The following is a 26,953-nucleotide window of genomic DNA, read 5'->3' on the forward strand; positions in this document are numbered from 1 at the left end:
CGGGAATCTTCCATGCGTCTGTGTAACTTCTTCTTTGTAGGCTGCTTGTCGTTGGTCAGCCTGGCGAGTCATGCCGAAACACTCAATGGCCTTTATCAAGTACTTGAGCCCGTCAGCAGCCAGTCCCCGCAAGAGCGCGACCAGGCTACCCAGCGTGCCGTGCAAACCATGGTGATCCGCCTGACCGGTGACGCCAAAGCCGCCGAAGGCCCGGGCCTGGCGGCGATTCGCAAGGATCCGCAACAAATCATCACGCAATATGGGTACGACGCTGGCCCGCCGGAAAGCCTGCAAGTGGATTTTGATCCGGTCAGTACTGACCGCGCCTTGCGCGATGCGGGCCTGTCGATTTGGGGCAGCAATCGCCCCTCGATCCTCGGTTGGTGGTTGAACGATTCTACTGGAGGCAGCAGCCTGGTAGGCGATGGCCAGACCGTCGCACAGGCGCTGCGCCGCGCTGCGCAACACCGGGGCCTGCCGTTGCGTCTACCGCTGGGTGACCTGGATGAGCAGGTGGTCGCCACCGTGCCGAACTTGGAAAGTGCCGATGCCACACCGTTGCGCGCCGCCTCCGAACGTTACGGCGCCGACGCCCTGCTGGCCGTGCATGCGCGTCAGGAAGGCAGCCAATGGCAGGCCAAATGGCGCCTGTGGTTGGGCGACAACAGCGAACAGGGCACGGCGCAAGGTGCCGACACGGCTGCCGTGGCCGATGCGGTGATGCTGGCGGTCAGCCAGAAATTGGCGCCGCGTTTTGCGGTCAAGCCTGGCGTGAGCACCGAGCAATTGCTGGAAGTGCAAGGCATGACCCTTGAGCGTTACGCCGCGCTGGGTCATCTGCTTGAGCCCTTTGGTGGCCAGCCCCAACGGGTGGATGGCGATCGCATCGTGTACCGCGTCAACGGCAGTGCCGATCAGTTACGTACCCAGTTGAGCCTGGCTAAATTGCAGGAGATCCCTGCCAGTGGAGCACCGGTCCAGCAGCCTGTGGCAGATAGCACTCAACCTGTTGCTGCACCTGAGCCTCAAGCGCAACTGCGTTTTCGTTGGTAGTAGTTTTCTTCTTTATATAGATGGAGTGGTTTATGGCGGATACGCGTCGTTGGGTGTGGCTTGGCGGGATTGTCCTGCTGTGTGTATTTGTGTTTCTGCTGCATTCGATCCTGACGCCGTTCCTGGTTGCGTTGCTGCTCGCGTACCTGTTCGATCCCATGGTGGATCGTCTGGAAAAGGCTGGCTTGTCGCGTACCTTGGGGGTAGTGGCAGTGTTTGCGCTGTTTACCTTGATCATCACGGCATTGGTGTTGGTGTTGTTGCCAATGCTGGCCAAGCAGCTGTATCGCTTGTATGAACTGGCGCCGCAGATGCTCGATTGGCTGCAGCACACGGCGGTGCCGTGGGCCCAGGCCAAGCTTGGGCTGTCGGACGGCTTCTGGAAGTTCGACAAGATCAAGGCGGCCATCAGCGAACACATGGGCCAGACCACCGATATCGTCGGTGTCATCCTCAGCCAGGCAACTGCATCCAGCCTGGCGCTGATTGGTTGGTTGACCAATCTGGTGCTGATCCCGGTGGTGGCGTTCTACCTGCTGCGCGACTGGGACATTATGATGGCCAAGATCCGCAGCCTGCTGCCGCGCGATCGTGAGGAGCGCATTGTTTCCCTGGCAGGCGAGTGCCATGAGGTGTTGGGCGCGTTTGTGCGTGGCCAACTGCTGGTGATGCTGGCGCTGGGCATCATCTACGCCGGCGGCTTGATGGCGATCGGTCTGGAGCTGGGCCTGTTGATCGGCCTGATCGCCGGCCTGGCCGCTATCGTGCCGTACATGGGCTTTGTGATCGGTATCGGCGCGGCGCTGGTGGCCGGGCTGTTTCAGTTTGGCGGCGACCTGTACCCGATGCTGGGGATTGTCGCGGTGTTCATGGTCGGCCAGGCGCTGGAAGGCATGGTGCTCACTCCGTTGCTGGTGGGCGACCGGATCGGTCTGCACCCGGTGGCGGTGATCTTTGCGATCCTGGCGGGCGGTGAGCTGTTCGGGTTTACCGGCATCCTGATGGCACTGCCGGTGGCGGCAGTGATCATGGTGCTGGTGCGCCATATGCACGACCTGTACAAAGAGTCGGATGTGTACACCGGCGTTGTAGACCCCGAACTGTAACCGCTTCGTAACAAACCCGGTCTTGGCCGGGTTTGTTGTTTCTGGAGCAGCAGCGCCAAACAATCTGCGCAAATCCAACAAGTTAACGCAAACCTTTGATTTTGCTTGTGGTCTGCTGCATTGTGCGCCCGGCGTCACGGGTATAAACTTTGCAAACTTTTCACAGAGGCCACTAACGGTTCGTTTGGAGCCGTTCAGTCAGCATGAAACCGATTCAGCTGCCCTTGGGTGTGCGTCTGCGTGATGACGCCACCTTTATCAACTACTACCCAGGCGCCAATGCCGCTGCACTCGGCTATGTCGAGCGGCTCTGCGAAGCCGACGCCGGGTGGACCGAAAGCCTGATCTATCTGTGGGGCAAGCACGGCGTAGGGCGTACTCACCTGTTGCAGGCCGCGTGCCTGCGTTTCGAGCAGATGGGCGAGCCAGCGGTTTACCTGCCCCTGGCTGAGTTGATGGACCGTGGTATCGGCATCTTCGACCACCTCGAGCAATACGAGCTGGTGTGCCTGGACGATCTGCAAGCGATCGCCGGCAAGGCGGACTGGGAAGAGGCGCTGTTTCACCTGTTCAACCGCCTGCGTGACAGTGGTCGGCGTTTATTGATTGCCGCCTCGACTTCCCCACGTGAACTTCCGATCAAGCTGGCTGACCTCAAGTCGCGTCTGACCCTGGCGCTGATCTTCCAGATGCGCCCGCTGTCCGACGAGGACAAACTGCGCGCCTTGCAATTGCGCGCATCGCGTCGCGGCCTGCATCTCACCGACGAGGTGGGGCATTTCATCCTCACCCGTGGCACGCGCAGCATGAGCGCTTTATTCGAGTTGCTCGAGCAGCTCGATCAGGCTTCCTTGCAGGCTCAACGAAAATTGACGATCCCTTTCCTGAAAGAAACGTTGGGCTGGTAACCCATTGAATTAAAGGGGGTCGGCAATTTTCAGGCGCCAAAAAACCTGCGTTTGAGCCGAATTGGCCACGCATTTGAACCGATAAATGGAATGACGGCTTAGATGGCATCGTCCAATCGGGAAGTCACATAGACCACGATTGAATTTGCAAATCGATGTCATAGAAGGCATAGTCTCGGCTTCTTTACATACCAGCCACGGTCGTGCCCATGCTAAATCGCTTCGCACCCCTCGTGCCTCTCGCACTCGTTACCCTGTTGTTTGGTTGCGCCTCCCACCCTCAACAGGTGGCAGAACAGCAAAAACCACAGGTTCAAAACCAGGCCAAATTTGTTGCTGCACAGTCTGCTTCTGTTTACGAAGAAGAGCTGGCAACTGAAAAAGAACTGGCCGATTTCTCCGGCAGCAAGCCTTACCAGCTTCCCGTTCTCGCCGACAGCATCCTCGAACGCGGCATGTCCCTGATCGGTACCCGTTACCGTTTCGGCGGTACCTCCGAAGCCGGTTTTGACTGCAGCGGTTTCATCGGCTACCTGTTTCGTGAAGAGGCGGGCATGAACCTGCCACGCTCCACTCGCGAAATGATCAAAGTGAATGCACCGTTGGTCTCGCGCAACAACCTCAAGCCCGGTGATCTGCTGTTCTTTAGTACGGCTGGTCGTGGTCGCGTCAGCCATGCTGGTATCTACTTGGGCGATAACCAGTTTATCCACTCCAGCAGCCGTCGCAGTGGCGGTGTTCGAGTCGACAACCTGGGTGACAGCTACTGGAGCAAAACCTTCATCGAAGCCAAGCGCGCACTCGCCATGGCCCCGACTACGGTTACCGCTAGCAAGTAAACTTAAAGTGATACTTGAAGTTTGACGTGTAAGCGCTAGAATCTCTGGACATTGTTGTAATCCGTTCGCGCGAGCTTTGCTTGCGCGTTCTGGTTTTCAGCGTTCGGCAGCGAAAAGCCGCATCCAGACCAGGATTGTTCTGCACATGTCGACCTCGGCCCGCCTGATTCTTATTGTTTGCGCCGCGCTGCTCAGCGCCTGTGCAAGCCGCCCACCGCCGCCCGCGCCTGTCGCGGTGAAGCCTAAGCCGGTGTTCAACTATTCCACCCAGAATTTCTCGCCTGTAGCTGAAGATGTGCTCTTCCGCGCGCTGGGCCTGGTCGGCACGCCTTATCGTTGGGGCGGCAACACGCCGGACTCCGGGTTTGATTGCAGCGGTTTGATTGGTTTTGTGTTTCGCGACGCTGCCGGCATCTCGCTACCGCGTACTACCCGTGAACTGATCGTGATGCGCGCCCAGGACGTCAGCGAGCAGAACCTGCAGACCGGCGACCTGCTGTTCTTCGCCACCGGTGGTGGTTCACAGGTCAGCCACGCCGGGATCTACGTGGGGGAAGGGCGCTTTGTACACGCGCCGCAGACCGGTGGTACGGTGAAGTTGGATACTTTGTCCAAGACGTATTGGCAGAATGCTTACTTGAGCGCAAAGCGTGTGTTGCCGGCGAATCTGGCGCGGAATCCCTGAAAGCAGCGATAAGCTTCAAGTTGCAAGCTGCAAGACGGCGCAGCGCCACCTTGCAGCTTCAAGCTTGAGGCTTGCTGCTCCGCTATCTAGCGGCCGACACCCGCCACACCTTATTCCCTACATCATCCGCGACCAGCAAATCCCCCTGCTGATCAATCACCACGCCCACTGGGCGGCCCATGGCGTTCTCGTCCTTATCGAGGAACCCGGTCAGCACGTCCACCGGCTGCCCTTTAGGCTGCCCGCCTTCGAACGGCACGAAGATCACCTTGTAGCCACTGTGCGGCTTGCGGTTCCACGAACCATGCTGGCCGATAAACGCGCCGTTGCTGAATTGCGCCGGGAGTTTGCTGCCCTCGGCGAATGTCAGTCCCAAGGATGCGGTGTGTGGGCCTACCGCGTAGTCCGGCGCAATCGCCTTGGCCACCAGGTCCAGATTCTGCGGTGTGACCCGCACATCGACGTGCTGCCCGTAATAACTGAACGGCCAGCCATAGAAGCCGCCATCCTTTACCGAGGTGATGTAGTCCGGCACCAGATCGCTGCCGATTTCGTCACGCTCGTTGACCGCCGTCCACAGCTTGCCGCTCTGCGGCTCCCACGCCATACCGTTCGGGTTGCGCAGGCCAGAGGCGAAGATGCGGTGCTCGCCGCTGGCGCGGTCGACTTCCCAGATTGCCGCCCGGCCTTCTTCCGCTTGTAGGCCGTTTTCACCGACGTTGCTGTTGGAGCCCACGCTCACATACAGCTGGGTGCCGTCCTTGCTGGCCACCACGTTTTTCGTCCAGTGGTGATTCAAAGGCCCGCCCGGCAGGTCGACGACTTTGGTACCGGCTTGCTTGATCGCGGTGTCACCCGGTTGATAGGGGAAGCGCAGCAGCTTGTCCGAGTCAGCAACGTACAGGTCGTTGCCGACCAGTGTCATGCCAAACGGCGAATTGAGATTTTCCAAGAACACCGTGCGCGTCTCCGCGACACCATCGTGGTCGGCGTCACGCAGTAGCGTGATGCGATTCGGGCTCGGCACCCCGGCGCCAGCGCGGCCCATGACTTTCTCCATGACCCAGCCACGAATGCCCTTGGAATCATCCGGCTTGGGCGGCGCGTTGGTTTCCGCCACCAGTACGTCGCCATTAGGTAACACATACAACCAGCGCGGATGGTCCAGGCCTTCGGCAAACGCCGCAACCTGGGTGCCGGCGGCGGCCGTTGGCTTCACGCCCTCGGGCCAACCGATGGCGGGGGCGATATTGACGGTGGGGATCAGGGTTTTGTTCGGTTCCGGCAACTTGGGCGAAGGCCCGGTACCGTCAGCGACCTGGAGGGTGGAGCTTTCACCGCAGGCGGCGAGGCTGCCGGCGACCAGGATGAGTAGGGCAAGTCTTGTTTTATGCATGGTGTTCTCCTTATACCTGTAAGGGTAGAGGCGAACGGCGGTGCGATGGTTCAAGTGCAAGGTCAGCTTTCATTGACGCTCCACCCCCAACCCACTAACCTTCGCGGCTTGTTCCAGGTGCTCTGTGACCTATGGGTCGACCGAGTGAAACAGGGAAGCCGGTGAGTGAGCGCACTTGTACACAGTGCTGCCGCGATTCCGGCGCTGCCCCCGCAACGGTAAATGAGTCAAGACGCTGCCTTTTGCCACTGTATCGCCTCGCGATATGGGAAGGCGCAACGTCGGCTTGCTCGCTCTTTCAATCAAGAGAGGAGCGCCACTCATGAGCCCGGAGACCGGCCTGGTACATCCAACAGCATCACGGTGGGCGATGCTTGGCTGTCTGTTTTTCTTTTTTCCTGCCCGCCGTTTTTGTCCAGCCCCAACGGAGAGCTGCCATGACCGATTCCCCCGACCGCGACGAACGTCACCTGGCGCGCATGCTGCGCAAAAAAGCCGTGATCGACGAACGCATCGCCAACTCCCCCAACGAGTGCGGGCTGCTGCTGGTATTGACCGGCAACGGCAAAGGCAAGAGCAGCTCCGCATTCGGCATGCTAGCCCGGGCCATGGGCCATGGTATGCAGTGCGGTGTGGTGCAGTTCATCAAGGGGCGCTACAGCACCGGTGAAGAGTTGTTCTTCCGCCGATTCCCCGAGCAAGTACGTTTCCACATCATGGGCGAAGGCTTCACCTGGGAAACCCAGGATCGCCAACGTGACATCGCGGCGGCCGAAGCCGCCTGGGCGGTGTCCCGCGAACTGCTGCAAGACCCGAGCATCGGTATGGTCGTGCTGGATGAGCTGAACATCGCCCTCAAGCACGGCTACCTCGAACTGGACCAGGTGCTCAGTGACTTGCAGGCCCGCCCGCCGATGCAGCACGTGGTGGTCACCGGCCGTGGCGCCAAGCCCGAGTTGATCGAAATGGGTGACACCGTCACCGAAATGGGCATGCTCAAGCACGCGTTCCAGGCCGGTATCAAGGCACAGAAGGGCGTCGAACTTTGAATCAGCCCCGTCATTGCCCGGCCGTATTGATTGCCGCACCGGCGTCCGGCCAGGGCAAAACCACCGTCACCGCCGCGCTGGCGCGATTGCATCGCAACCTGGGTCGCAAGGTGCGCGTGTTCAAATGCGGCCCGGATTTCCTCGACCCGATGATCCACGAGCGCGCCAGCGGTGCGCCGGTGTATCAATTGGACATGTGGATGGTGGGCGAGCAGGAAAGTCGTCGCCTGCTGTGGGAAGCGGCGGGCGAGGCGGACCTGATCCTGATCGAAGGCGTGATGGGCTTGTTTGACGGCACACCGTCCAGCGCCGACCTGGCACGACACTTCGGCGTGCCGGTACTGGGCGTGATCGACGGCACGGCCATGGCCCAGACTTTCGGCGCCCTGGCATTGGGCCTGGCGCGTTATCAGCCGGACTTGCCGTTCGCTGGGGTGCTGGCCAACCGCGTTGGTACGCTGCGCCATGCGCAATTGCTGGAAGGCAGCCTCACCGAAGGCCTGCGCTGGTACGGCGCGTTGTCCCGTGAGACCGGTATAGAGCTGCCTAGCCGTCACCTGGGACTGGTGCAAGCCAGCGAACTGAATGACCTTGATGTGCGCCTGGACACCGCTGCCCAAGCCTTGGGCAGCAGTTGCGAAGTGGCTTTGCCGCCGCCGGTCGCCTTTGCGGCACCGGAAGTGATCGAGGCCGAGCCACTGCTAAATGGCGTGCGTATTGCGGTGGCCCGCGACGAAGCCTTCGCCTTTACCTACGGCGCAAGCCTTGACCTGTTGCGGGCCATGGGCGCGGAGCTGAAGTTTTTCTCGCCCATTCACGATCGCGTATTGCCTGATGCCGACAGCCTCTACTTGCCCGGCGGTTACCCGGAGCTGCATCACCAGGCGCTGTCGGAAAACACCCCGATGCTCGACGCGATCCGCGCTCACCATGCGGCCGGCAAACCCTTGCTCGCCGAATGCGGTGGCATGCTCTACCTGCTGGACTCGCTCACCGATGTCGACGGCACCCGCGCCGAACTGGTGGGCCTGTTGCAGGGCGATGCGGTGATGCAAAAGAAACTGGCGGCCCTGGCGCTGCAAAGTGTCGTGTTGCCGGAAGGCACACTGCGCGGTCACACCTATCACCATTCCCTGACCAGCACCGACTGGCAGCCGATTGCCAGGGGTTTGAGCCCCAATGGTGGGCGCGGTGCCGAGGCGGTTTACCGTCAGGGGCGGATGACGGCTTCTTACGTGCATTTTTATTTCCCGTCGAATCCAGCCGCTGTAGCCGCACTGTTTGCGCCAGACCGTGATGTGGCTATCGCAGGCAAGCCAGCTCCCACATCGACAGTGTCAACAGATCAAAATGTGGGAGGGGCGGTGCGACGATTCGACTTGCCCGCGATGAGGCCATGACTGACAACGCCTTTCCCGAAGCCGACCGCCAAGCCGTCTACCGCGCCATCGCCGAACGCCGTGACATGCGCCACTTCAGTGGCGGCACTGTCGCCCCCCAATTGCTGCACCGTCTGCTCCAGGCCGCGCACCAGGCCCCCAGTGTCGGTCTGATGCAACCCTGGCGTTTCATCCGCATCAGCGATCGCCAACTGCGTGGGCAGATTCAGCAGTTAGTAGAAGAGGAGCGCATACGCACCGCCGAAGCCCTGGGCGAGCGCTCCGACGCGTTCATGAAGCTCAAGGTCGAAGGCATCCACGACTGCGCCGAAGTGCTGGTGGCGGCGCTGATGGATGATCGCGAGCGGCACATCTTCGGCCGTCGTACCTTGCCGGAAATGGACATGGCCTCGCTGTCCTGTGCCATTCAGAATCTGTGGCTGGCCGCGCGTGTCGAGGGCCTGGGCATGGGCTGGGTCTCGTTGTTCGAACCCCAGGCCCTGGCCGATCTGCTCGGTTTGCCGCCCGGCGCGAAACCCCTGGCCGTGTTGTGCCTGGGGCCGGTAACGGAGTTCTACCCGGCACCGATGTTGCAACTCGAAGGCTGGACCGAGCCTCGGCCGCTGAGTGATATGTTGTATGAGAATGTGTGGGGAGTGAGTCAATGAGTGTGGCCTTGCTGTGCGTCGCTGCAGTGGCGCTGGATGCGCTGCTGGGCGAACCCAGGCGCTGGCATCCGCTGGTGGCATTCGGCAATTTCGCCGAGCGCATCGAGCAACGTTTCAATACCGGTGGCCGTGGCTGGCGCAGCCATGGCGTGACCGCGTGGTTTATCGCCGTAGTGCCGCTGACCCTGCTGGCCACGGCGTTGTCGTGGGCGCCGTATATCGGCTGGGTAGTGGAGATTCTGGCGCTGTATTGCGCCCTCGGCATGCGCAGCCTCGGCGAGCATGTGATCCCGGTGGCCCAGGCCCTGCGCAGCGATGACCTGGAGGCAGCGCGTAAGCGCGTGAGCTACCTGGTCAGCCGCCAGACCAGCGAACTGGACCGTACTGAAGTTGCCCGAGCCGCCACCGAATCGGTGCTGGAAAACGGCAGTGACGCAGTCTTCGCCGCGTTGTTCTGGTTCGTGGTGGCGGGCGTGCCGGGCGTGGTGCTTTATCGCCTGAGCAATACCCTCGACGCCATGTGGGGTTATCGCAACGAACGCTTTGAGCGCTTTGGTTGGGCTGCGGCAAAAATCGACGATGTGCTGAACTACATTCCGGCACGCCTGGTCGCCTTGACCTATGCCGTGCTCGGCAAGACCCGTCTGGCGCTCAAATGCTGGCGCACCCAAGGCCCGACCTGGGACAGCCCCAACGCCGGCCCGGTGATGGCTGCTGGTGCCGGCGCGCTCGGCGTTGAGCTGGGCGGTGCGGCGATCTATCACGGTGAAGTGCATCAACGTCCGCCACTGGGCGAAGGCCCGGCGGCGGATGCGGACGCCATCGACCGTGGCTGGCAACTGGTGCAGCGCGGCGTATGGTTGTGGCTGTTGATCCTATGCGTCGGGGGGCAGTTTTATGCTTGAGCACGGTGGCCGGCTGCGCAAGGCAGCGATTCAGTACGGAATTGCCGAAGCTGACTGGCTCGACCTGTCCAGCGGCCTGGCGCCCTGGCCCTGGCCGATCCCCGAGATCCCGCTGCGCGCCTGGGCGCGTCTGCCGGAAGCCGATGACGGCCTGGAGCAGGCCGCCAGCGAGTATTACGGCGCGGCGCATCTGTTGCCAGTAGCTGGCTCCCAGGCGGCGATTCAGTTGCTGCCACGTCTGCGTCGCGCCGGCAAAGTCGGGGTATTGTCGCCGTGCTATGCCGAACACGCCGAAGCCTGGCGCCGCGCCGGTTACGTAGTGCGCGAAGTGCTGGAGCAGGAAGTCGACTTCTTTCTTGATGGCCTTGACGTATTGGTGGTGGTCAATCCCAACAACCCCACCGGCCTGAGCCTGAACCCGCAACGCTTGCTGGACTGGCACTCGCGGCTGGCCCAGCGCGGCGGCTGGTTGGTGGTGGACGAGGCGTTCATGGACGTGACCCCGGAATTGAGCCTGGCGGGCCAGGCGCATCAGGTCGGCCTGATTGTGCTGCGCTCGTTCGGTAAATTCTTCGGCCTGGCCGGTGTGCGACTGGGCTTCGTACTGGCCGAGCGCAAGCTGCTCAAGTTGCTGGCCGAGCAGGTTGGCCCTTGGGCGGTCAGCGGGCCGACGCGGGTGCTGGGCCAAATCTGCCTGCGCGACACTGCCGGGCATGCGCGGCAACGCGCGCGCTGCATCGAGGCGAGCCAGCGCTTGTTTACCACGCTGGAGCGCCACGGCTTTCAACCTCAGGGCGGTTGCGCCTTGTTCCAGTGGCTGATCACGCCGCACGCCGAACGCATGCATGAATTCATGGCCCAGCGCGGCATCCTGCTGCGCCTGTTTGTCCATAACAGCAGCTTGCGTTTTGGCCTGCCGGATACCGATGCCGACTGGCAGCGCCTGGACGAAGCTCTGGCCGCCTATAAGGACGCGACATGAGTACGTTGATGGTGCAAGGCACGACGTCCGACGCCGGCAAAAGCACCTTGGTGACGGCGCTGTGTCGCTGGTTGGTGCGCCAGGGTGTGCCAGTGGTGCCGTTCAAGCCACAGAACATGGCGCTCAACAGCGCCGTGACGGCCGAGGGCGGCGAGATCGGTCGTGCGCAAGCGGTGCAGGCCCAGGCGGCCAACTTGGCGCCGCACACCGATATGAACCCGGTGCTGCTCAAGCCCAACAGCGACACCGGTTCCCAAGTGATCATCCACGGCCGCGCTGTTACCAGCATGAACGCGGTGGCCTATCACGACTACAAAGCCATCGCGATGCAGGCGGTGCTGGCCTCCCACGCACGGTTGAGCCAAGCCTACCCCGTCGTGATGGTGGAAGGCGCGGGCTCCCCGGCGGAGATCAACCTGCGCGCCAATGACATCGCCAACATGGGCTTTGCCGAAGCAGTGGATTGCCCGGTGCTGCTGATCGCCGATATCAATCGCGGCGGGGTTTTTGCCCATCTGGTCGGCACCCTTGAACTGCTTTCGCCCAGCGAGCAGGCACGGGTCAAAGGCTTCATCATCAACCGATTTCGCGGCGACATTGCGCTGTTGCAACCGGGCCTGGACTGGCTGGAAGCGCGCACCGGCAAACCGGTGGTGGGCGTATTGCCCTACGTGATGGACCTGCATCTGGAAGCTGAAGACGGCATCGATCAGCGCCAGATCGATAAGGCTGCGCAGGTACTCAAGGTGGTGGTACCGGTGTTGCCGCGCATCAGCAACCACACGGATTTCGACCCGCTGCGTTTGCATCCCCAAGTGGACTTGCAATTCATCGGGCCAGGCCAGCCGATCCCTGCTGGCGACCTGATTATCCTCCCTGGCTCGAAAAGCGTGCGCAGCGACCTGGCCTATCTGCGTGCCAACGGTTGGGACAGCGCCGTGGCGCGGCACTTGCGCTACGGCGGCAAAGTGCTTGGCATCTGCGGCGGCTTGCAGATGCTCGGCGAGCAGGTGCATGACCCGCTGGGCCTGGAAGGGCTTGCCGGCTCCAGCGAGGGCCTTGGGTTATTGGCGTTCAGCACCACCTTGGAAGAAGAGAAACAGCTGCGCAACGTACGCGGGCGTCTATTGCTGGAAGATGCCGACGTCAGCGGTTATGAGATCCATGCGGGCGTGACTTCCGGCGAGGCTTTATCGAATGCCGCTGTGCTTCTCGATGACGGCCGCAGCGATGGCGCGCAAAGTGCGGACGGGCAGATCATCGGCACTTACCTGCATGGCGTGTTCGAAACCCCGGCCGCGTGCAGTGCGCTGCTGCGTTGGGCGGGGTTGCAGGATGTGCAGGAGGTCGACTACCACGCCTTGCGCGAGCGCGATATCGAGCGCCTGGCCGACTTGGTGGAGAACCACCTGGACACCGAGCTGTTACGCAAACTGTGCGGGATTTAATGGTGCACATACTGTCCCCCTGTGGGAGCTGGCTTGCCTGCGATGGCATCAACCGGGTCTCCCTGATACACCGAGGTGACTGCATCGCAGGCAAGCCAGCTCCCACATTTGACCGCGTTGTAAATAAAGGTGTGACGCTATGCTCCAACTGATCCTCGGCGGCGCCCGTTCCGGCAAAAGCCGTCTTGCCGAAAAACTCGCCAGCGACAGCGCTTTGCCGGTCACTTACATCGCCACCAGCCAACCCTTGGATGGCGAGATGAATGAGCGTGTCGCCTTGCATCGTCAACGTCGCCCCGACCATTGGGGCCTGGTCGAAGAGCCCATCGAACTGGCGCGTGTGCTGCGCGAAAACGCGGCTGCCGAGGGCTGCCTGCTGGTGGATTGCCTGACCCTGTGGCTGACCAATCTGCTGATGCTCGAAGACCCGAAGCGCCTGGCTTTGGAGCGCGATCAACTGCTGCAAACCCTGGCCTCGCTGCCGGGTGAAATCATTTTTGTCAGCAACGAGACCGGTCTGGGTGTCGTGCCGCTGGGCGAATTGACTCGCCGCTATGTGGATGAAGCCGGTTGGCTGCATCAAGCCTTGGCCGAGCAGTGTCAGCGTGTGGTCCTGACCGTTGCCGGCCTGCCCCTGACTTTGAAAGGTACTGCGTTATGACTGACACCTGGTGGCTCAACCCGTGTAAGGCGAGTGATGCTCAAGTGTATGAACAAGCCCTGGCGCGCCAGCAGCAATTGACCAAGCCGGCCGGTTCCCTCGGCCAGTTGGAAGCGCTGGCGGTGCAATTGGCCGGCTTGCAGGGCCAGGTCAAACCGTCGGTGGATCAGCTGTGGATCGTCATCTTCGCCGGTGACCATGGCGTGGTCGCGGAAGGCGTGTCGGCATTCCCCCAGGAAGTCACCGGGCAGATGCTGCTTAACTTTGTCACGGGTGGCGCGGCCATCAGCGTTTTGGCGCGGCAGCTGGGTGCGCAGTTGGAAGTGGTCGACCTTGGCACGGTGAATCCGTCCCTGGACCTGCCCGGTGTACGTCACCTGAATATTGGCGCGGGCACCGCAAACTTCGTCAACGGTCCGGCGATGACCGAGGTCCAGGGGCAATTGGCCCTGCAAGCCGGACGCGACAGCGTGCATCGTGCATTGGCAAACGGTGCGCAGTTGTTTATCGGCGGCGAGATGGGCATCGGCAACACCACCGCTGCCAGTGCGCTGGCGTGTGCCTTGCTCGACTGCCAGGTCAGTGATCTCACGGGGCCGGGCACCGGATTGAATGCTCAGGGCGTTAGCCACAAGGTGGCCGTGATCGAACGTGCACTGGCGTTACACGCCGGACGGCGCGGTGATGCATTGCACACCCTGTTCAATCTCGGCGGCTTTGAGATTGCCGCCCTGGTGGGCGCGTATCTGGCTTGTGCTCAAGAAGGCATCGTGGTGCTGGTGGATGGGTTTATCTGCACTGTCGCCGCACTGGTCGCGACGCGCTTGAACCCGGCGTGCCGGGAGTGGCTGATGTTCGGCCATTGTGGTGCCGAGCCAGGTCATCGTCATGTGCTGCAAAGCCTCGACGCGCAACCGCTGCTGGACCTGAGCCTGCGCCTGGGCGAAGGCAGTGGCGCGGCGCTGGCCGTGCCGTTGTTGCGCCTGGCCTGTGCGCTGCACGGGCAGATGGCGACCTTCGCCGAAGCCGCCGTGGCAGGCCGCCCAGCATGACCTTGCGTCTGGACCTGCTGCGACACGGCGAAACCGAGCTGGGCGGCGGCTTGCGTGGCAGCCTGGACGACGCACTCACCGCCAAGGGTTGGGCGCAGATGCGCGCGGCGGTAGTGGAGCAGGGGCCGTGGGACCGCGTGGTCAGTTCGCCGCTGCAACGGTGCGCGCGGTTTGCCGATGAATTGGGCGCTCAGCTCAATGTGCCGGTCACGCTGGAAAAGGCGCTGCAAGAACTGCACTTCGGCGCCTGGGAAGGGCAGAGTGCGGCGGCCTTGATGGAGACCGACGCCGAAGGGCTGGGCCTGTTCTGGGCCGACCCCTACAGTTTCACGCCGCCGGAAGGGGAGCCTGTCAGTGACTTTTCCGAGCGCGTGTTGGGTGCTGTCGCACGCCTGCACCAGACTTATGCGGGTGAGCGCGTGCTGTTGATCACTCATGGCGGCGTGATGCGCCTGTTATTGGCACAGGCACGCGGTTTGCCCCGGGAGCAACTCTTGAATGTCGAAGTCGGCCACGGTGGGTTATTCAGCCTGCAAGTTTGTGCTGACGGCGTGCTCAAGGCGCTGGCGTGATCATGCTGCCATTCTGGATCGCCCTGCAATTTCTCAGCAGCCTGCCGATTCGTCTGCCGGGCATGCCGCAGCCTCAGGAACTGGGACGCTCACTGCTGTTTTATCCGGTGGTCGGCGTATTGTTTGGTTTGCTGTTGTGGGCTTTGAACACCGCGTTGATGGGCGCACCGTTGTTATTGCACGCGGCGCTGGTGCTGATGGCCTGGGTGTTGCTCAGCGGCGGCCTGCACCTGGACGGTCTTGCGGACAGTGCCGATGCCTGGCTGGGGGGCTTCGGCGACCGCGAGCGTACGCTCACGATCATGAAGGACCCGCGCAGCGGGCCGATTGCCGTGGTCACCCTGGGGTTGGTGCTGCTGCTCAAGTTCACCGCCTTGGTGGCCTTGATCGAGCAACATGACGGCGTAGCGCTGATCCTGGCGCCGCTGATCGGACGCGCATCGATGCTGGCGCTGTTTCTGACCACGCGCTATGTGCGTGCCGGAGGATTGGGCCAGGCGTTGTCGGATCATTTACCGAGGACCGTCGGCCAACAGGTACTGATCCTCAGCGGCTTGGCCTGCATCCTGATCGGCGGCTTCAGGGGTGGGCTTGCGGTATTGCTCGCTGCAATCTGCTTCATGGGCCTGCGCCGACTGATGGTCAATCGCCTGGGCGGTACCACGGGTGACACCGCTGGCGCCTTGCTGGAGCTGCTGGAAGTCGCGGTTCTGGTCGCTCTGGCGCTGTAACACTTTCTTGCATTTCCTTAATCGCGGGTATATACACGTTCCATGCTTGCCTCCCAATGTTTATGTATCAACCTGCGACGTGCCGCCCGTGGCGTCAGCAGGCATTACGACGGCGCCCTTGATGGCTTCGGGATCAACGTCGCCCAGTATTCGTTGCTGTGTAACTTGCAGCGGCTCGATCAGCCGAGCATCTCCAGCCTGGCGGAAGCCATGGGACTTGACCGCAGCACCTTGGGGCGCAACCTTCGGGTGTTGGAAGGCGAAGGCCTGGTGCAACTGGTGGAAGGCGATGACCTGCGCAATCGCCTGGTGATGCTGACAGCGGACGGTGAGGCACGACTCGCTGCAGCTTTACCCGCCTGGGAGGCGGCGCAGCAAAAATTGATCGATCAACTCGGCGCGCAAAAACGCGAAACCTTGTTGGCCTTGCTGGACGAACTCGCCTGAACGCGGGGTTGTTCGACTATAAGCGGGTATATACCCGCGAGCGGAGAATAAGAAATGACTTCCATGTGGCGCACCAGTGGCTGGATTCTTGTGGGGAGTGCGCTGATCCTGGCACTGTCGTTGGGTGTGCGGCACGGTTTCGGCCTGTTCCTGGCGCCGATGAGCAGCGAGTTCGGCTGGGGCCGTGAGACCTTCGCCTTCGCGATCGCTTTGCAGAACCTGATCTGGGGTTTGGCGCAGCCGTTTACCGGCGCCCTGGCCGATCGGTTTGGTGCCACTAAAGCAGTGTTTGTTGGTGGCATCCTGTACGCCGTGGGCCTGGTGTTGATGGGCATGTCTGATTCGGCCTGGTCGTTGTCGCTCAGCGCTGGCTTGTTGATTGGTATCGGGCTGTCCGGCACGTCGTTTTCGGTGATCCTTGGCGTGGTCGGCCGGGCCGTGGCGCCGGAAAAACGCAGCATGGCGATGGGCATCGCGAGTGCTGCCGGTTCGTTCGGTCAGTTCGCCATGGTGCCGGGCACACTGGGTTTGATCAGTTGGCTGGGCTGGTCCGCCGCATTGCTTGCGCTGGGCTTGATGGTGGCACTGATTCTGCCACTGGTCGCCATGCTCAAGGACCGGCCACTCCCGGTGATGGCCGGTCAGCAAACCTTGCGTGAAGCCTTGAAGGAAGCGTGCTCTCACTCCGGGTTCTGGCTGTTGGCCTTTGGCTTTTTTGTTTGCGGTTTCCAGGTGGTGTTTATTGGCGTGCACCTGCCGGCGTACCTGGTGGATCAGCACTTGCCAGCCACCACAGGCACCACGGTGCTGGCACTGATCGGGCTGTTCAATATCTTCGGTACCTACACCGCTGGCTGGCTCGGCGGGCGCATGTCCAAGCCGCGTTTGTTGACAGGGTTGTACCTGCTGCGTGCGGTGGTGATCGTGGTGTTTCTGTGGGCGCCGGTTACCGAAGTTACGGCCTATGCGTTTGGTATGGCGATGGGCTTCCTGTGGCTGTCCACTGTGCCGCTGACCAACGGCACCGTCGCGACGTTGTTTGGTGTGCGAAACCTCTCCATGCTTGGTGGGATAGTGTTCCTGTTCCACCAACTCGGTTCGTTCCTGGGGGGCTGGTTGGGTGGGGTGGTCTATGATCGAACGGGTAACTACGATTTGATCTGGCAGGTGGCAGTTCTGTTAAGCCTGCTCGCCGCGGCGTTGAACTGGCCGGTGCGTGAGCGGCCAGTGGCGCGATTGCAGGCGCAGATGGAGGCGGCATGAGCATAGCGATACGTGGTTTAGTCGTCATCGCGGGGGGCACTTTGGTACTGCTGGCCTGGTGGGGCTGGCAGAAAGGTGGTCTCGCGTTGATGCAGTTGGGTATGACGATCTGCTAAGTTCATGGCCTGATTATTTTCAAGGACACACGACATGCAGATGCGTTGGCTCGCTGTACCCATCCTGATGGCAATTGGCAGTGCCGCTTCTGCTGCCAGTTGCCCGCCGCTGCTGGAAGGCCAGTTGCCCAAGCTGCGCGCCAAGGAATCCATCGACCTGTGCGAGCGGTTTGCCGGCAAACCGTTGGTCATCGTCAACACGGCGAGCTTTTGTGGGTTCGCCCCCCAGTTCAAAGGCCTCGAAGCCTTGTACCAGCGCTACAAGGGCGAAGGGCTGGAAGTGATCGGCGTGCCCTCCGATGACTTCAAGCAGGAAGCCAAGACCGGCGAAGAGACGGCTAAGGTCTGCTACGTGAATTACGGCGTGACCTTCACCATGACCGAGCCACAGAAGGTCAAGGGGCCGGATGCGGTACACCTTTTCAAGGTGTTAGCGCAGCAGACCGACGCGCCGCCGAAATGGAATTTTTACAAGTACGTGGTGGATCGACAGGGCAAGGTGATCGCCAATTTTTCCAGCCTGACCAAGCCGGACAGCCCGGACCTGATCAAGGCGGTGGAAGAGGCGATCGCTTCCAAGCCCTGATTGTCAGCCATTAAAAAGCCCCGTCTCCTTTGCAGGAGAGCGGGGCTTTTTTACACCTGTCTGGATTAGAAGGTGTAGGTCATGCCCAGGCCGAAACCGTTGGCACTGTTTTCGTACTTGGCGCGGTAGCTTGCCGTCGACGGTGCATCAGCGGTCTGGTTGACCTTGATGTCTTCTTCTTTCAGGTAGGAGTAAGCCAGGTCGACGGTCATGTTATCCATGACTTTGTAGCCCAGGCCAACGCTGAAAATCGTACGGTCCCCAGTCGGGATGCGCGGCGAGCGATCAGTGTTGTTGGTGGGCGACTGGTCGAAGGTCAGGCCGGTACGCAGCACGACTTGCTTGGTCAACTGGTAGGAGGTACCCACTGCGTAGGCCCAGGTGTCGTGCCAGTTTTGTTCTTCGGTGATGGAACTGAGCTGGCTGGGTGCCAAAGCGCCGCCAGCGGCAGTAACGCCTTCGTTGTTGACGGTGATTTCCTTCAGACGGCTCCAGCGCGTCCAAGTGGCACCGCCATACAGTTTCCAGGCATCGGTCAGGTCTTGAGTGACCGACAGGTCGTAGGACTCAGGCGTGTCGATTTTCAGCGAAGCGTCGTAACGATTGTTTCGCAGGACCGCTTGAGTCGCCGACGGGCCGCTGACGGTGGTGTGGCCTTCAAGCTTGTACTTGACCTTCGAGTGGTAGGTCAGGCCGACACGGGTGGTATCGGTGGCCTGGACCAGTACGCCGACGTTGAAGCCCAGCGCGGTGTCGTCGCCCTTGATTTTGACGTTGGTATCACTGACGGCAGCGTTCAGCGTCCTGTCCGATTCCAGTACACCGGAAATCCGGTTGATGGTCGGACCAAAGCCGATGGACACGCGGTCGTTGAATGCATAGCTGACAGTTGGCTGGAAGGTCATGACCTTCACTTCGCTCTTGCTGCCGAAGCCACGGCCCTGAAAGCCATTTTCATAGTCGGTCACCAGGCCAAACGGTGCGTATACACCGAAGCCGATGGCCCACTGATCATTGAGTTTGTTGGTGTAGAAACCGAATGGCACCGCAGTGAACGGAACCATGTCGCCTTTATTGGAGCCGCGTGAGTTGCCGCCGGTGTCGCTGATGTCAGTCGAGGCATCAATTGCTGCAACGCCACCTGTGATTTGCTGCCCATTCAGGCGAGCCATACCGGCAGGGTTACCGTAAACAGTGCTTGCATCATCGGCAGAAGAAGAGCGACCCGCGAAACCGGTACCCATCCCGCTCACGCTCTGTTCGTTCAGCGCGAAACCGCTTGCAAACAGTTGGGAGGATGCCATAGCAACGGCGAGGCTAAGTGTGGTCTTGAGCATTACTTTTTTCATTATTAGAACTCCGAGTGATCACCGCTGCGGAAAGTATCAATAAATTTAACATCGCGCTATAGGCTGAAACGTAGGAGATAGAGCAGTTTTGTAGGACAATCCGACCAGAATTCGGGTTTTTTGACGAATCTTGCAAATTGCCCGGTCAGCAAGCCACGTGATTCATGGGTGAAACACAGGTTTGCCAGGCTTGAGTGAAATCACGCAGGCGTCCCTGAGGGTGAAAAATTTCTTTCCAGATACGCGCCATACCCAGCACATCATCCGGCGGAGGCAGTGCGGGAGTGTGTTGTTCGACTAAAAGCCAGGCAATGGCCGTGGCGTAGCGCAGGTTGACCGTCAGTTCGAGTTGCGGCGCGCTGAGGAATGCATGCTGGCTTGCCAGGCCGCGTACCAGGCTCGCGCGATCGGGGTCCAGCGCGAGGTAATCGTCCCACAAGGCGCGATGGCGAGGTTCGGTGATGCTGTACAGGCCGTGTCCACGCCGGTCATGCAGGGCGGAACCGAGTTCTGACTGGCTGGCGGCAATGCCCAGCAACAGGGACTCAGCTGCTGGGTTATGGCGGCCGAGGTACAGCAAGGTCGGCCGGATCACATAACGACACAATTCGCTGGCAGCGATACCCATACAAGCCTCAATCCGTGAAAGTGGTCGGCGAGTCCTGAGAAGGGGGCTTGGCAGCGGTGGATCGGCTCTCAGGCTCGCCGGAAGCGGATCAAGCCGCTTGAGTTGAAGTGTAGTGTCATATTCGTGATGTAAAGGACTGTTTTTAAAACATCTTCGCCATCCAGTTATAACGGTTATATCTATTTGAACTTAGGGCAAAAGTTCGATACTCAAATCGCAGGCAATAAAAAACCCTGCTTTTGAGCAGGGTCTTTTGTGTTTCAGCGACTCGGGTCGATCAGGCAACCAGTGCCTGACGGGTACGCTCGATCACGGCCTGCAGCGGTTCTGCGCTGGAGTATTGATCGGGGTACAGGCGTTCGCTGTGACGCGCGATGCCGTGTTCGTTAACCAGGGTGAAGCTGAAGCAGCCTTTGCGAGCGGCCATAATCAGGCAGTTCATTGGGGCAAAAGCGTTGGTGAGGGTGCGAATGGCATCCTGAGTATGGATTTGAGCGTTCATGTTATGGGTGTTCCTACAAATGACACGGATAAGAACCGTGCCGTATTAAAACGTTCCAGTGACGTTGATCACTATTGATCAAACGAAGAACCCGACTGGAACAAAGCAGCCAGTTTGAAGCGCTGATAATTTAGGCGCGCTTGGGCTGGCAGGTAGGTACTTAGGAGGGCAGGCAACACAACAGGGGCAAAGGTTCTGGGCCCGGGGTGAAGATCCTGATCAATTTGCAGGTTGGTTCGGTCAGAGTATTGAAACTTCGCGACACCCTTTGTTTGTTCAAAGGCCGTGTCGTCGCAAGTGATACCTGGAAACCATCGAGGTGGTCGATCCCGTGTTGTTCAGGGGACTTGTTCGACCAGAATTGACTTTCAGCTTGGTACTAACGCCGCGGATAGTAACGGATTGAATCAGGTTAGGGAAGTGCGCAAGTCAAAAAACTTCAATCAGCCGCCCAGCAGGCCTCGATAGACCAGCACAGTGATCGCCGCTGCCAGTGAGCAGCCCAATCCGTAGGCGGCGAGGGTCAAGCGCAGTGACTGGCCGGTCTCGACCACCTTCATCACATCGGCCATGTCATTGATGCGGCCTTCGCCCAATTCAATGCACAGGCTCACGGCAGTGAAAGCCGCCGACAGCAGGATAGCGATGGCAAACAGTGCGCCATCCGGGGAGGGCAGTGCCGCATTGATTCCCAGGGAGGCGGAGCAGATGGCCAGTAGCAACACGGCAAACAACAGCATTCCTTTCATCGACTCACCCACCGTTGCGTTGTAGGGCGGGGAGTGTGGCGAGCCAGCAAAGATTTGAAAAGTCCCCGTTTTGCCCTGGCGGTAACATTCTTGCGGCGAATTGCTTCAAGAAAAGCCGGCGATATAATCGGCGGATGGGTACTTGTGCACATTAGTTGCGCGGTGTGTAACCCCGCTGTCAACTGCGCTTGAGCGCCGCCTTTAGCCTGTATTGGAAATTTAAGTCAATGAAAAATCTCGCTTTTTTTTATTGGTGAAAAAATCGTCAGTTTGACTGCGGCCCCCATACCATGGGGCTTTGCGCGAGTTAAAGCAGGGTTGTCCACTGAGTTATCCACAGCTTCTGTGGATTGTCCCGAGCGCTTGCTCTAGAACGGGCGTACAGAGTTTTTTCAGCTTTACCTGTACGAAAAAAAGAGTAGAGTGGCGCGCCTTCCGTTCTGTCCCGCAGTGCTTTATGAAGTTTCGCTCAGTATCACCTTCTGTTACCGACACTCCTCAAACTGTTACCGCTCCCAAACGCTTCTCCTTGAAAGTCGCCTTGTGGTTGCTCGACAGCCCCCGCCTGGGTCACAACACTAACGTCAAACACTTCGCCGGGCGTTTGCTCAAGCAGCCGGCCCGTGAAGGCGTGGTTGTCGCACAAAGCCGCCTGGGCCAGCTGATGTGCCGTGAGTGCGGAAATGCCCGCGACCGCCGCATCGGCCACGACCTGCTGCGCCTGGCGGCCCGCGCCGGTGACCGCCGCGCCCAGCGTGAACTGGGCCAGGTCGAAGACTGAGCTGTCCTCAGGCCCTGTGCTCCGCTAACCTTGCTTTTTTTCGGTGATGGCAGACATGTCTATGGTTTTTGACTGGACCAGTATCGCCCTGGGACTTGCTGGCGCAGCTGTGCCTTTATTGGTCGTGTGCTGGCAGCTTCAGCGTCGGCTGACCGCGCGCATGACCGGCTGGGAACTGCTCGAAGAGCGCCTGGCGACCGCGCAACTGGCCCAGGAAGGCCTCGCCGCACAGCTGGATGCCAGCCGCGATGAGATCAGCGATCTGAGCCAGGCCAACGCAGCCAAACAGGCTGACTTGGCCGCCGTTCGCCGCGAAGTCGAACTGCTGCAGATCGACCGCGACAACGCTCGCGACGCCGCCCACGCCTGGAACCTCGACCGCAGCGCCAGGGAGACTGAGCTCCGCCGCCTCGATGCGTTGTCGGCCGCTTTGCGCGCTGAACTGCGTGAACAACAGGACAGCCATCAACAACGCCTCGCCGACTTGCAAGGCTCGCGGGATGAACTGCGTGCACAGTTCGCCGAGCTGGCCGGCAAGATCTTCGACGAGCGTGAACAGCGCTTCGCCGAAACCAGCCAGGAGCGCCTGGGCCAACTGCTCGACCCATTGAAAGAGCGTATTCAGTCCTTCGAAAAGCGCGTGGAAGAAAGCTATCAGAGCGAGGCGCGCGAGCGCTTTTCCCTGGCCAAGGAGCTTGAGCGCCTACAGCAACTGAACCTGCGTCTGTCAGACGAGGCCACCAACCTGACCCGTGCCCTTAAAGGCCAGAAAACCCAGGGCAACTGGGGCGAGCTGATTCTTGAACGGGTGCTGGAGCATGCTGGCCTGGAGAAAGGCCGCGAGTACCAGACCCAAGTCAGCCTGAAGGGCCCGGACGGCGAGCGTTTCCAGCCAGACGTGCTGATCATGTTGCCCGGCGACAAGCAGGTGGTGGTGGACTCCAAGGTCAGCCTCACCGCGTATCAACAGTACGTGGCAGCGGATGATGATGTGATCGGCCAGGCGGCGTTGAAGCAGCACGTGCTGTCGTTGCGCAACCACGTCAAAGGTTTGGCCGGTAAGGATTACAAGCGCCTGGAAGGCCTGCACAGCCTGGATTTCGTGTTGCTGTTCGTGCCGATCGAAGCAGCGTTTTCCGCTGCCTTGCAGGCCGAACCGAATCTGTTCCAGGAAGCATTCGACCGCCATATCGTGATCGTCAGCCCCACCACGTTGCTGGCTACACTGCGGGTGATCGATAGCCTGTGGAAGCAGGAGCGCCAGAGCCAGAACGCGCGGGAAATAGCCGAGCGTGCGGGGTGGCTGTATGACAAGTTCGTGCTGTTTATCCAAGACCTGGATGAAGTCGGTAACCGCTTACAACAGCTGGATAAGGCTTACAGCTCGGCGCGAAACAAGCTGACAGATGGACGCGGAAATCTGGTCAGCCGGACCGAGCAATTGCGGTTGCTCGGTGCTCGGGCCAGCAAGAACTTGCCGGCGGATTTGTTGGAGCGCGCGATGACTGATTCAGATGGTGTGGCCCATCTACCTGAATAAACACAGACCAAAAATGTGCGGGCGGGTACAAACAATTTACAGCGGCAAATGCCGACTCAGCAACGCCCGCAACGCCGCCGGCTTGACCGGTTTAGCCAAATAATCCAGCCCCGCCGCATGCACCTCGGCCACCATCTCCGGGCGGCCGTCGGCACTGATCACCACGCCGGGGATCGGCTCCGCCAATTGCGCGCGCAGCCAACCCATCAACTCAGTACCGGTTTCGCCATGGTCCAGGTGGTAGTCCACCAGTGCCAGTTGCGGGCGCACGCCATCCGCCAGCAACGCCGCGCATTGCGCCTTGTCCGTCGCGGTCCACACGTCACAGCCCCAGCGCGTCAACAGGCTGCGCATGCCGATCAGAATGCTCTCTTCGTTATCCACGCACAGCACCTGAGCACCGGTCAGCGGCAGGCCGGTTTCCTGTGGTGTCTTGACCTGCGGGCTGGCCTGGTTGCGCGCCAATGGCACGCGCACACTGAATACGCTGCCTTTTCCAGGCCATGAGCGCACGCTCAGGCGGTGGCCCAGCACACGGCACAGGCCGTCCGCGATGGCCAGGCCAAGCCCCAGGCCTTTCTCCGCGCGGGTCTGGTGGCTGTCCAAACGTTTGAATTCTTCGAAGATCACCTGCTGTTTATCCAGCGGTATCCCGGGGCCACGGTCCCACACCTCCAGGCACAGTTCGCCCTTGCGTCGACGTACGCCCAGCAGCACCGGGCCGTCGGCATAACGGAAGGCGTTGGTGAGAAAATTCTGCAGGATTCGCCGCAGTAACTTGATGTCGCTGTCGACACGCACTCGACTGCCGCGCAGGCGGAAGCGCAGGCCCTGCTCCTGGGCCAGCGCCTTGAACTCTGCGCCCAAGGTGTCGAACAGTTCGTTGAGAACAAAAGGCTGGCGCTGCGGATTGATTTTGCCGTTTTCCAGGCGTGAGATGTCCAGCAGGTCGCTGATCAGGTCTTCGGCGGAGCGCAGCGAGCTGTCCAGGTGTTGCACCAATTGCCGGGCTTCGCCGGACAGACCTTCGTTCTGATGGGAGAGGGCGGCGGAGAACAGGCGTGCAGCGTTCAAGGGCTGCATCAAGTCATGGCTGACCGCCGCCAGGAAGCGCGTCTTCGACTGGCTGGCGGACTCGGCCACGCCCTTGGCATCGGTGAGCGCCACGTTGAGCTGCGACAGCTCATGGGTGCGCTCGGTCACCCGTTGTTCCAGGCCTTCGTTGGCCTCCGTGAGTGCCTGCTCGGCTTCGCGGAAGGCGGTAATGTCAGTGAAGCTCATGACGAAACCGCCGCCGGGCATCGGGTTGCCGATCAGCTCAATCACCCGCCCATTGGGGAATAAACGTTCAGAGGTATGTGCGCGGCCCTGACGCATCCAGTGCAGGCGACGCGCCACGTGAACCTCGGCCTCGCCCGGCCCGCACAGGCCGCGTTCGGCGTTGTAGCGGATGATGTCGGCAATCGGCCGACCGACGCTTATCAGACCGTCCGGGTAATTGAACAGCTCCAGATAACGCCGGTTCCAGGCCACCAGTTTGAGGGACTGATCGACCACGCTGATGCCCTGGGTGATGTTCTCAATAGCGCCTTGAAGCAATGCGCGGTTGAACTGCAGCACTTCCGACGCTTCATCGGCGATGCGTACTACGTCCTCCAGCTGCATTTCGCGCCCTTCGATGGCGGCTTTCACCACCGCCCGGGTCGACGATGCACCGAGCACACCCGCCAGCAACCGCTCGGTGTGGGCGATCCACTCGTTGTCGGCATTCTGATTGGGGTTGAAGCCTTTACCCTGTCGATAGGCAAAGCGGATAAAGCTTTGCTGTGCCCGTTCCTCACCCACAAAGCGTGCGGCCAGGCTGAGCAAGTCGCTGATCTGCACCGACAGCATCGAGCGCGCGGTGGCGCGCTGGCTGATTTCCTGGCCGATAAACCGCCCGGCTTGCCAATGCTCGGAAACCCGCGTGCGGGACAGCATCGATACCCACACAAACAGCGTGAAGTTACCCGCCAGGGAAAACACGGTACCCAAGGTCAATGAGGTGACGGACAGACCGAGTGGGTGCGAGTGCATCCAGGTCAGTCCTGGAAAAAGGCTAAGGGACCAACCCAGGCTTTTCGCCGTAACCGGTAGGACCAAAGTGTAGAACCACAGGAAAGTGCCCGCAGCGAGCCCCGCGAATACACCGCGTCGGTTGGCTTGCTTCCAATACAGGGCGCCGAGCATGGCCGGCGCCAATTGGGTGACGGCTGCAAAGGCGATCTGGCCGATGGTCGCCAGGCTCGCGGTTGAGCCCAACAGGCGATAGCTCACGTAGGCCAACAGCAGGATGATCACGATGCTGACCCGGCGTACCGACAGCATCCAGTGGCGGAACACTTCGAACGGTCGCTCGGCGCCGGAACGGCGCAGCAGCCATGGCAGCAACATGTCGTTGGAAACCATGGTCGACAAGGCAATGCTCGCCACGATCACCATGCCGGTGGCCGCTGAAGCGCCGCCGATAAACGCCAGTACGGCGAGTGCGGGATGGGCTTCGGCCATCGGCAGGCTGATCACGTAGGAGTCCGGCATTACCGAACTGGGCAGCAGCATCTTGCCGCCCAAGGCGATCGGTACTACAAACAGCGCGGCAAGAATCAGATACGCGGGAAACACCCATTTGGCCAGGCGCAAATCCTGAGGGTCGATGTTCTCCACCACCGTGACATGGAACTGCCGAGGCAGGCAGATGATCGCCATCATGGCCACGCCGGTCTGCACAACCATGGACGGCCAGTTGACGGTCTCTTTCCAGTATTCATCCAGGCGGGGGGCGAGCATCGCTTGGCTGAACAGGTCGCCGAATCCGTCATACAAACCGTAGGTCACAAACGCGCCAACCGCGAGAAACGCGAACAGCTTGACGAGGGATTCAAACGCAATCGCCAGCACCATACCGCGGTGGTGCTCCGTGGCGTCGAGGTTGCGTGTACCGAAGACAATCGTGAACAGCGCCAACACCAGCGACACGATCAGCGCGGTGTCTTGAGCGCGAGTGCCGGTGGTGTCGGCGCCAGCGCCGATCAGCAGATTGACTCCCAGTACGATGCCTTTGAGTTGCAGCGCGATGTAGGGCAGTACCCCCACCAGGCAGATCAACGCGACCACCACTGCCAACGATTGGGATTTACCGTAGCGCGCGGCGATAAAGTCGGCGATGGACGTGATGTTTTCCTGCTTGCTGATCAAGATCATCTTTTGCAGGACCCAAGGTGCCAACACCAGCAACAGCACCGGGCCCAGGTAGATCGGTAAAAATGCCCACAACTGTTCGGCGGCCTGACCTACAGCACCGAAGAAGGTCCAACTGGTGCAATACACGGCCAGTGACAGGCTATACACCCAGGCACGCATGCGCGGCGGCAGTGGCGCACGGCGACGGTCACCATAGAAGGCGATGGCAAACATAATGGCCATATAGGCCAGGGCAACGGCGGCGATCAGCCCGCTGGACAGCGTCATGGTAACTCCGAGCATGGGAACACCCGAGCATTCCAGGCCCGGTTGGACAGT

26 protein-coding genes and 1 riboswitch are annotated in these 26,953 nt (G+C 60.7%); of the genes, 20 read left to right on the plus strand and 6 right to left on the minus strand.

The window, feature by feature from the left end; genetic code table 11:
• Positions 1–12: 12 nt before the first annotated feature.
• From AACY30_RS03675 to AACY30_RS03695, 5 genes are all read left to right on the plus strand, one after another.
• Positions 13–1,053 (plus strand): DUF2066 domain-containing protein, encoded by a 1,041-nt coding sequence (locus AACY30_RS03675; RefSeq protein WP_339468054.1) that lies wholly within the window; start codon positions 13–15, stop codon positions 1,051–1,053.
• Positions 1,054–1,085: 32 nt separating this feature from the next.
• Positions 1,086–2,159, plus strand: coding sequence for an AI-2E family transporter (locus tag AACY30_RS03680; protein ID WP_339468056.1), 1,074 nt, complete (start codon positions 1,086–1,088; stop codon positions 2,157–2,159).
• Positions 2,160–2,362: 203 nt separating this feature from the next.
• Complete coding sequence (hda, locus tag AACY30_RS03685; RefSeq protein ID WP_305433881.1) at positions 2,363–3,067, plus strand: DnaA regulatory inactivator Hda; 705 nt, start codon at positions 2,363–2,365, stop codon at positions 3,065–3,067.
• Positions 3,068–3,276: 209 nt separating this feature from the next.
• Complete coding sequence (locus AACY30_RS03690) at positions 3,277–3,906, plus strand: C40 family peptidase (protein ID WP_339539769.1); 630 nt, start codon at positions 3,277–3,279, stop codon at positions 3,904–3,906.
• Positions 3,907–4,051: 145 nt separating this feature from the next.
• Positions 4,052–4,591, plus strand: a complete 540-nt coding sequence (locus tag AACY30_RS03695) for a C40 family peptidase (RefSeq protein ID WP_339468060.1) — start codon at positions 4,052–4,054, stop codon at positions 4,589–4,591.
• An 82-nt stretch (positions 4,592–4,673) separates the two neighbouring features.
• On the opposite strand, the gene AACY30_RS03700 is transcribed toward AACY30_RS03695, so the two are convergent.
• Positions 4,674–5,987, minus strand: a complete 1,314-nt coding sequence (locus AACY30_RS03700; protein ID WP_339468063.1) for a PQQ-dependent sugar dehydrogenase — start codon at positions 5,985–5,987, stop codon at positions 4,674–4,676.
• 98 nt (positions 5,988–6,085) lie between these two features.
• Positions 6,086–6,345, plus strand: a riboswitch (cobalamin riboswitch).
• A gap of 79 nt (positions 6,346–6,424) precedes the next feature.
• On the opposite strand from AACY30_RS03700, the gene cobO reads away from it, so the two are divergent.
• The 13 genes from cobO (at position 6,425) to AACY30_RS03765 (ending at position 17,846) form a co-directional block, all read left to right on the plus strand.
• Positions 6,425–7,036, plus strand: a complete 612-nt coding sequence (gene cobO, locus AACY30_RS03705; RefSeq protein ID WP_339416677.1) for a cob(I)yrinic acid a,c-diamide adenosyltransferase — start codon at positions 6,425–6,427, stop codon at positions 7,034–7,036.
• On the plus strand, positions 7,033–8,436 hold the full coding sequence (locus tag AACY30_RS03710; protein WP_339539771.1) for a cobyrinate a,c-diamide synthase: 1,404 nt from the start codon (positions 7,033–7,035) through the stop codon (positions 8,434–8,436). Before cobO ends, AACY30_RS03710 begins: the two co-directional genes overlap by 4 nt.
• The gene (bluB, locus tag AACY30_RS03715; RefSeq protein ID WP_339416674.1) at positions 8,433–9,083 is read left to right on the plus strand and encodes a 5,6-dimethylbenzimidazole synthase; all 651 of its coding nucleotides are present in this window, start codon (positions 8,433–8,435) and stop codon (positions 9,081–9,083) included. The genes AACY30_RS03710 and bluB overlap by 4 nt, the downstream gene beginning before the upstream one ends.
• A complete protein-coding gene (cbiB, locus tag AACY30_RS03720; protein WP_339539773.1) occupies positions 9,080–9,988 on the plus strand; it encodes an adenosylcobinamide-phosphate synthase CbiB in 909 nt (302 codons plus the stop codon). Before bluB ends, cbiB begins: the two co-directional genes overlap by 4 nt.
• Positions 9,981–10,970 (plus strand): threonine-phosphate decarboxylase CobD, encoded by a 990-nt coding sequence (gene cobD, locus AACY30_RS03725; protein WP_339493461.1) that lies wholly within the window; start codon positions 9,981–9,983, stop codon positions 10,968–10,970. The genes cbiB and cobD overlap by 8 nt, the downstream gene beginning before the upstream one ends.
• Positions 10,967–12,418: a cobyric acid synthase gene (locus tag AACY30_RS03730; RefSeq protein ID WP_339416669.1), complete on the plus strand. Its 1,452-nt coding sequence runs from the start codon at positions 10,967–10,969 to the stop codon at positions 12,416–12,418. The genes cobD and AACY30_RS03730 overlap by 4 nt, the downstream gene beginning before the upstream one ends.
• Positions 12,419–12,557: 139 nt before the next feature.
• On the plus strand, positions 12,558–13,079 hold the full coding sequence (cobU, locus tag AACY30_RS03735) for a bifunctional adenosylcobinamide kinase/adenosylcobinamide-phosphate guanylyltransferase (RefSeq protein WP_339427399.1): 522 nt from the start codon (positions 12,558–12,560) through the stop codon (positions 13,077–13,079).
• Entirely contained in the window at positions 13,076–14,131 is a 1,056-nt protein-coding gene (cobT, locus tag AACY30_RS03740) for a nicotinate-nucleotide--dimethylbenzimidazole phosphoribosyltransferase (protein ID WP_339468072.1), read from the plus strand. The genes cobU and cobT overlap by 4 nt, the downstream gene beginning before the upstream one ends.
• On the plus strand, positions 14,128–14,703 hold the full coding sequence (gene cobC, locus AACY30_RS03745) for an alpha-ribazole phosphatase family protein (protein ID WP_339539777.1): 576 nt from the start codon (positions 14,128–14,130) through the stop codon (positions 14,701–14,703). The genes cobT and cobC overlap by 4 nt, the downstream gene beginning before the upstream one ends.
• Positions 14,704–14,705: 2 nt before the next feature.
• Entirely contained in the window at positions 14,706–15,434 is a 729-nt protein-coding gene (locus tag AACY30_RS03750; RefSeq protein ID WP_339468076.1) for an adenosylcobinamide-GDP ribazoletransferase, read from the plus strand.
• Positions 15,435–15,476: 42 nt separating this feature from the next.
• The gene (locus AACY30_RS03755; RefSeq protein ID WP_339468078.1) at positions 15,477–15,881 is read left to right on the plus strand and encodes a MarR family winged helix-turn-helix transcriptional regulator; all 405 of its coding nucleotides are present in this window, start codon (positions 15,477–15,479) and stop codon (positions 15,879–15,881) included.
• 63 nt (positions 15,882–15,944) lie between these two features.
• Positions 15,945–17,144, plus strand: a complete 1,200-nt coding sequence (locus AACY30_RS03760) for an MFS transporter (RefSeq protein WP_339416771.1) — start codon at positions 15,945–15,947, stop codon at positions 17,142–17,144.
• A 150-nt stretch (positions 17,145–17,294) separates the two neighbouring features.
• A complete protein-coding gene (locus AACY30_RS03765; RefSeq protein ID WP_339416663.1) occupies positions 17,295–17,846 on the plus strand; it encodes a glutathione peroxidase in 552 nt (183 codons plus the stop codon).
• Positions 17,847–17,911: 65 nt separating this feature from the next.
• On the opposite strand, the gene AACY30_RS03770 is transcribed toward AACY30_RS03765, so the two are convergent.
• From AACY30_RS03770 to AACY30_RS03785, 4 genes are all read right to left on the minus strand, one after another.
• On the minus strand, positions 17,912–19,195 hold the full coding sequence (locus AACY30_RS03770) for an OmpP1/FadL family transporter (RefSeq protein ID WP_339468080.1): 1,284 nt from the start codon (positions 19,193–19,195) through the stop codon (positions 17,912–17,914).
• 145 nt (positions 19,196–19,340) lie between these two features.
• Entirely contained in the window at positions 19,341–19,823 is a 483-nt protein-coding gene (locus AACY30_RS03775; RefSeq protein WP_339539780.1) for a hypothetical protein, read from the minus strand.
• Positions 19,824–20,100: 277 nt separating this feature from the next.
• Complete coding sequence (locus AACY30_RS03780; RefSeq protein WP_003175353.1) at positions 20,101–20,325, minus strand: hypothetical protein; 225 nt, start codon at positions 20,323–20,325, stop codon at positions 20,101–20,103.
• A 443-nt stretch (positions 20,326–20,768) separates the two neighbouring features.
• On the minus strand, positions 20,769–21,074 hold the full coding sequence (locus tag AACY30_RS03785) for a hypothetical protein (RefSeq protein WP_065873772.1): 306 nt from the start codon (positions 21,072–21,074) through the stop codon (positions 20,769–20,771).
• A 457-nt stretch (positions 21,075–21,531) separates the two neighbouring features.
• Between AACY30_RS03785 and AACY30_RS03790 the strand changes: the two genes are divergently transcribed.
• Both AACY30_RS03790 and rmuC read left to right on the plus strand, forming a co-directional pair.
• On the plus strand, positions 21,532–21,855 hold the full coding sequence (locus AACY30_RS03790) for a sel1 repeat family protein (RefSeq protein ID WP_339539782.1): 324 nt from the start codon (positions 21,532–21,534) through the stop codon (positions 21,853–21,855).
• 175 nt (positions 21,856–22,030) lie between these two features.
• Complete coding sequence (rmuC, locus tag AACY30_RS03795) at positions 22,031–23,395, plus strand: DNA recombination protein RmuC (protein ID WP_339416769.1); 1,365 nt, start codon at positions 22,031–22,033, stop codon at positions 23,393–23,395.
• 36 nt (positions 23,396–23,431) lie between these two features.
• Here the strand turns inward: rmuC and AACY30_RS03800 are convergent, their stop codons facing one another.
• Positions 23,432–26,902 (minus strand): hybrid sensor histidine kinase/response regulator, encoded by a 3,471-nt coding sequence (locus AACY30_RS03800; RefSeq protein WP_339416659.1) that lies wholly within the window; start codon positions 26,900–26,902, stop codon positions 23,432–23,434.
• Positions 26,903–26,953: the final 51 nt, after the last annotated feature.

Source organism: Pseudomonas sp. RA_5y_Pfl1_P24 (assembly GCF_963970945.1).
Classification (GTDB): domain Bacteria; phylum Pseudomonadota; class Gammaproteobacteria; order Pseudomonadales; family Pseudomonadaceae; genus Aquipseudomonas; species Aquipseudomonas tritici.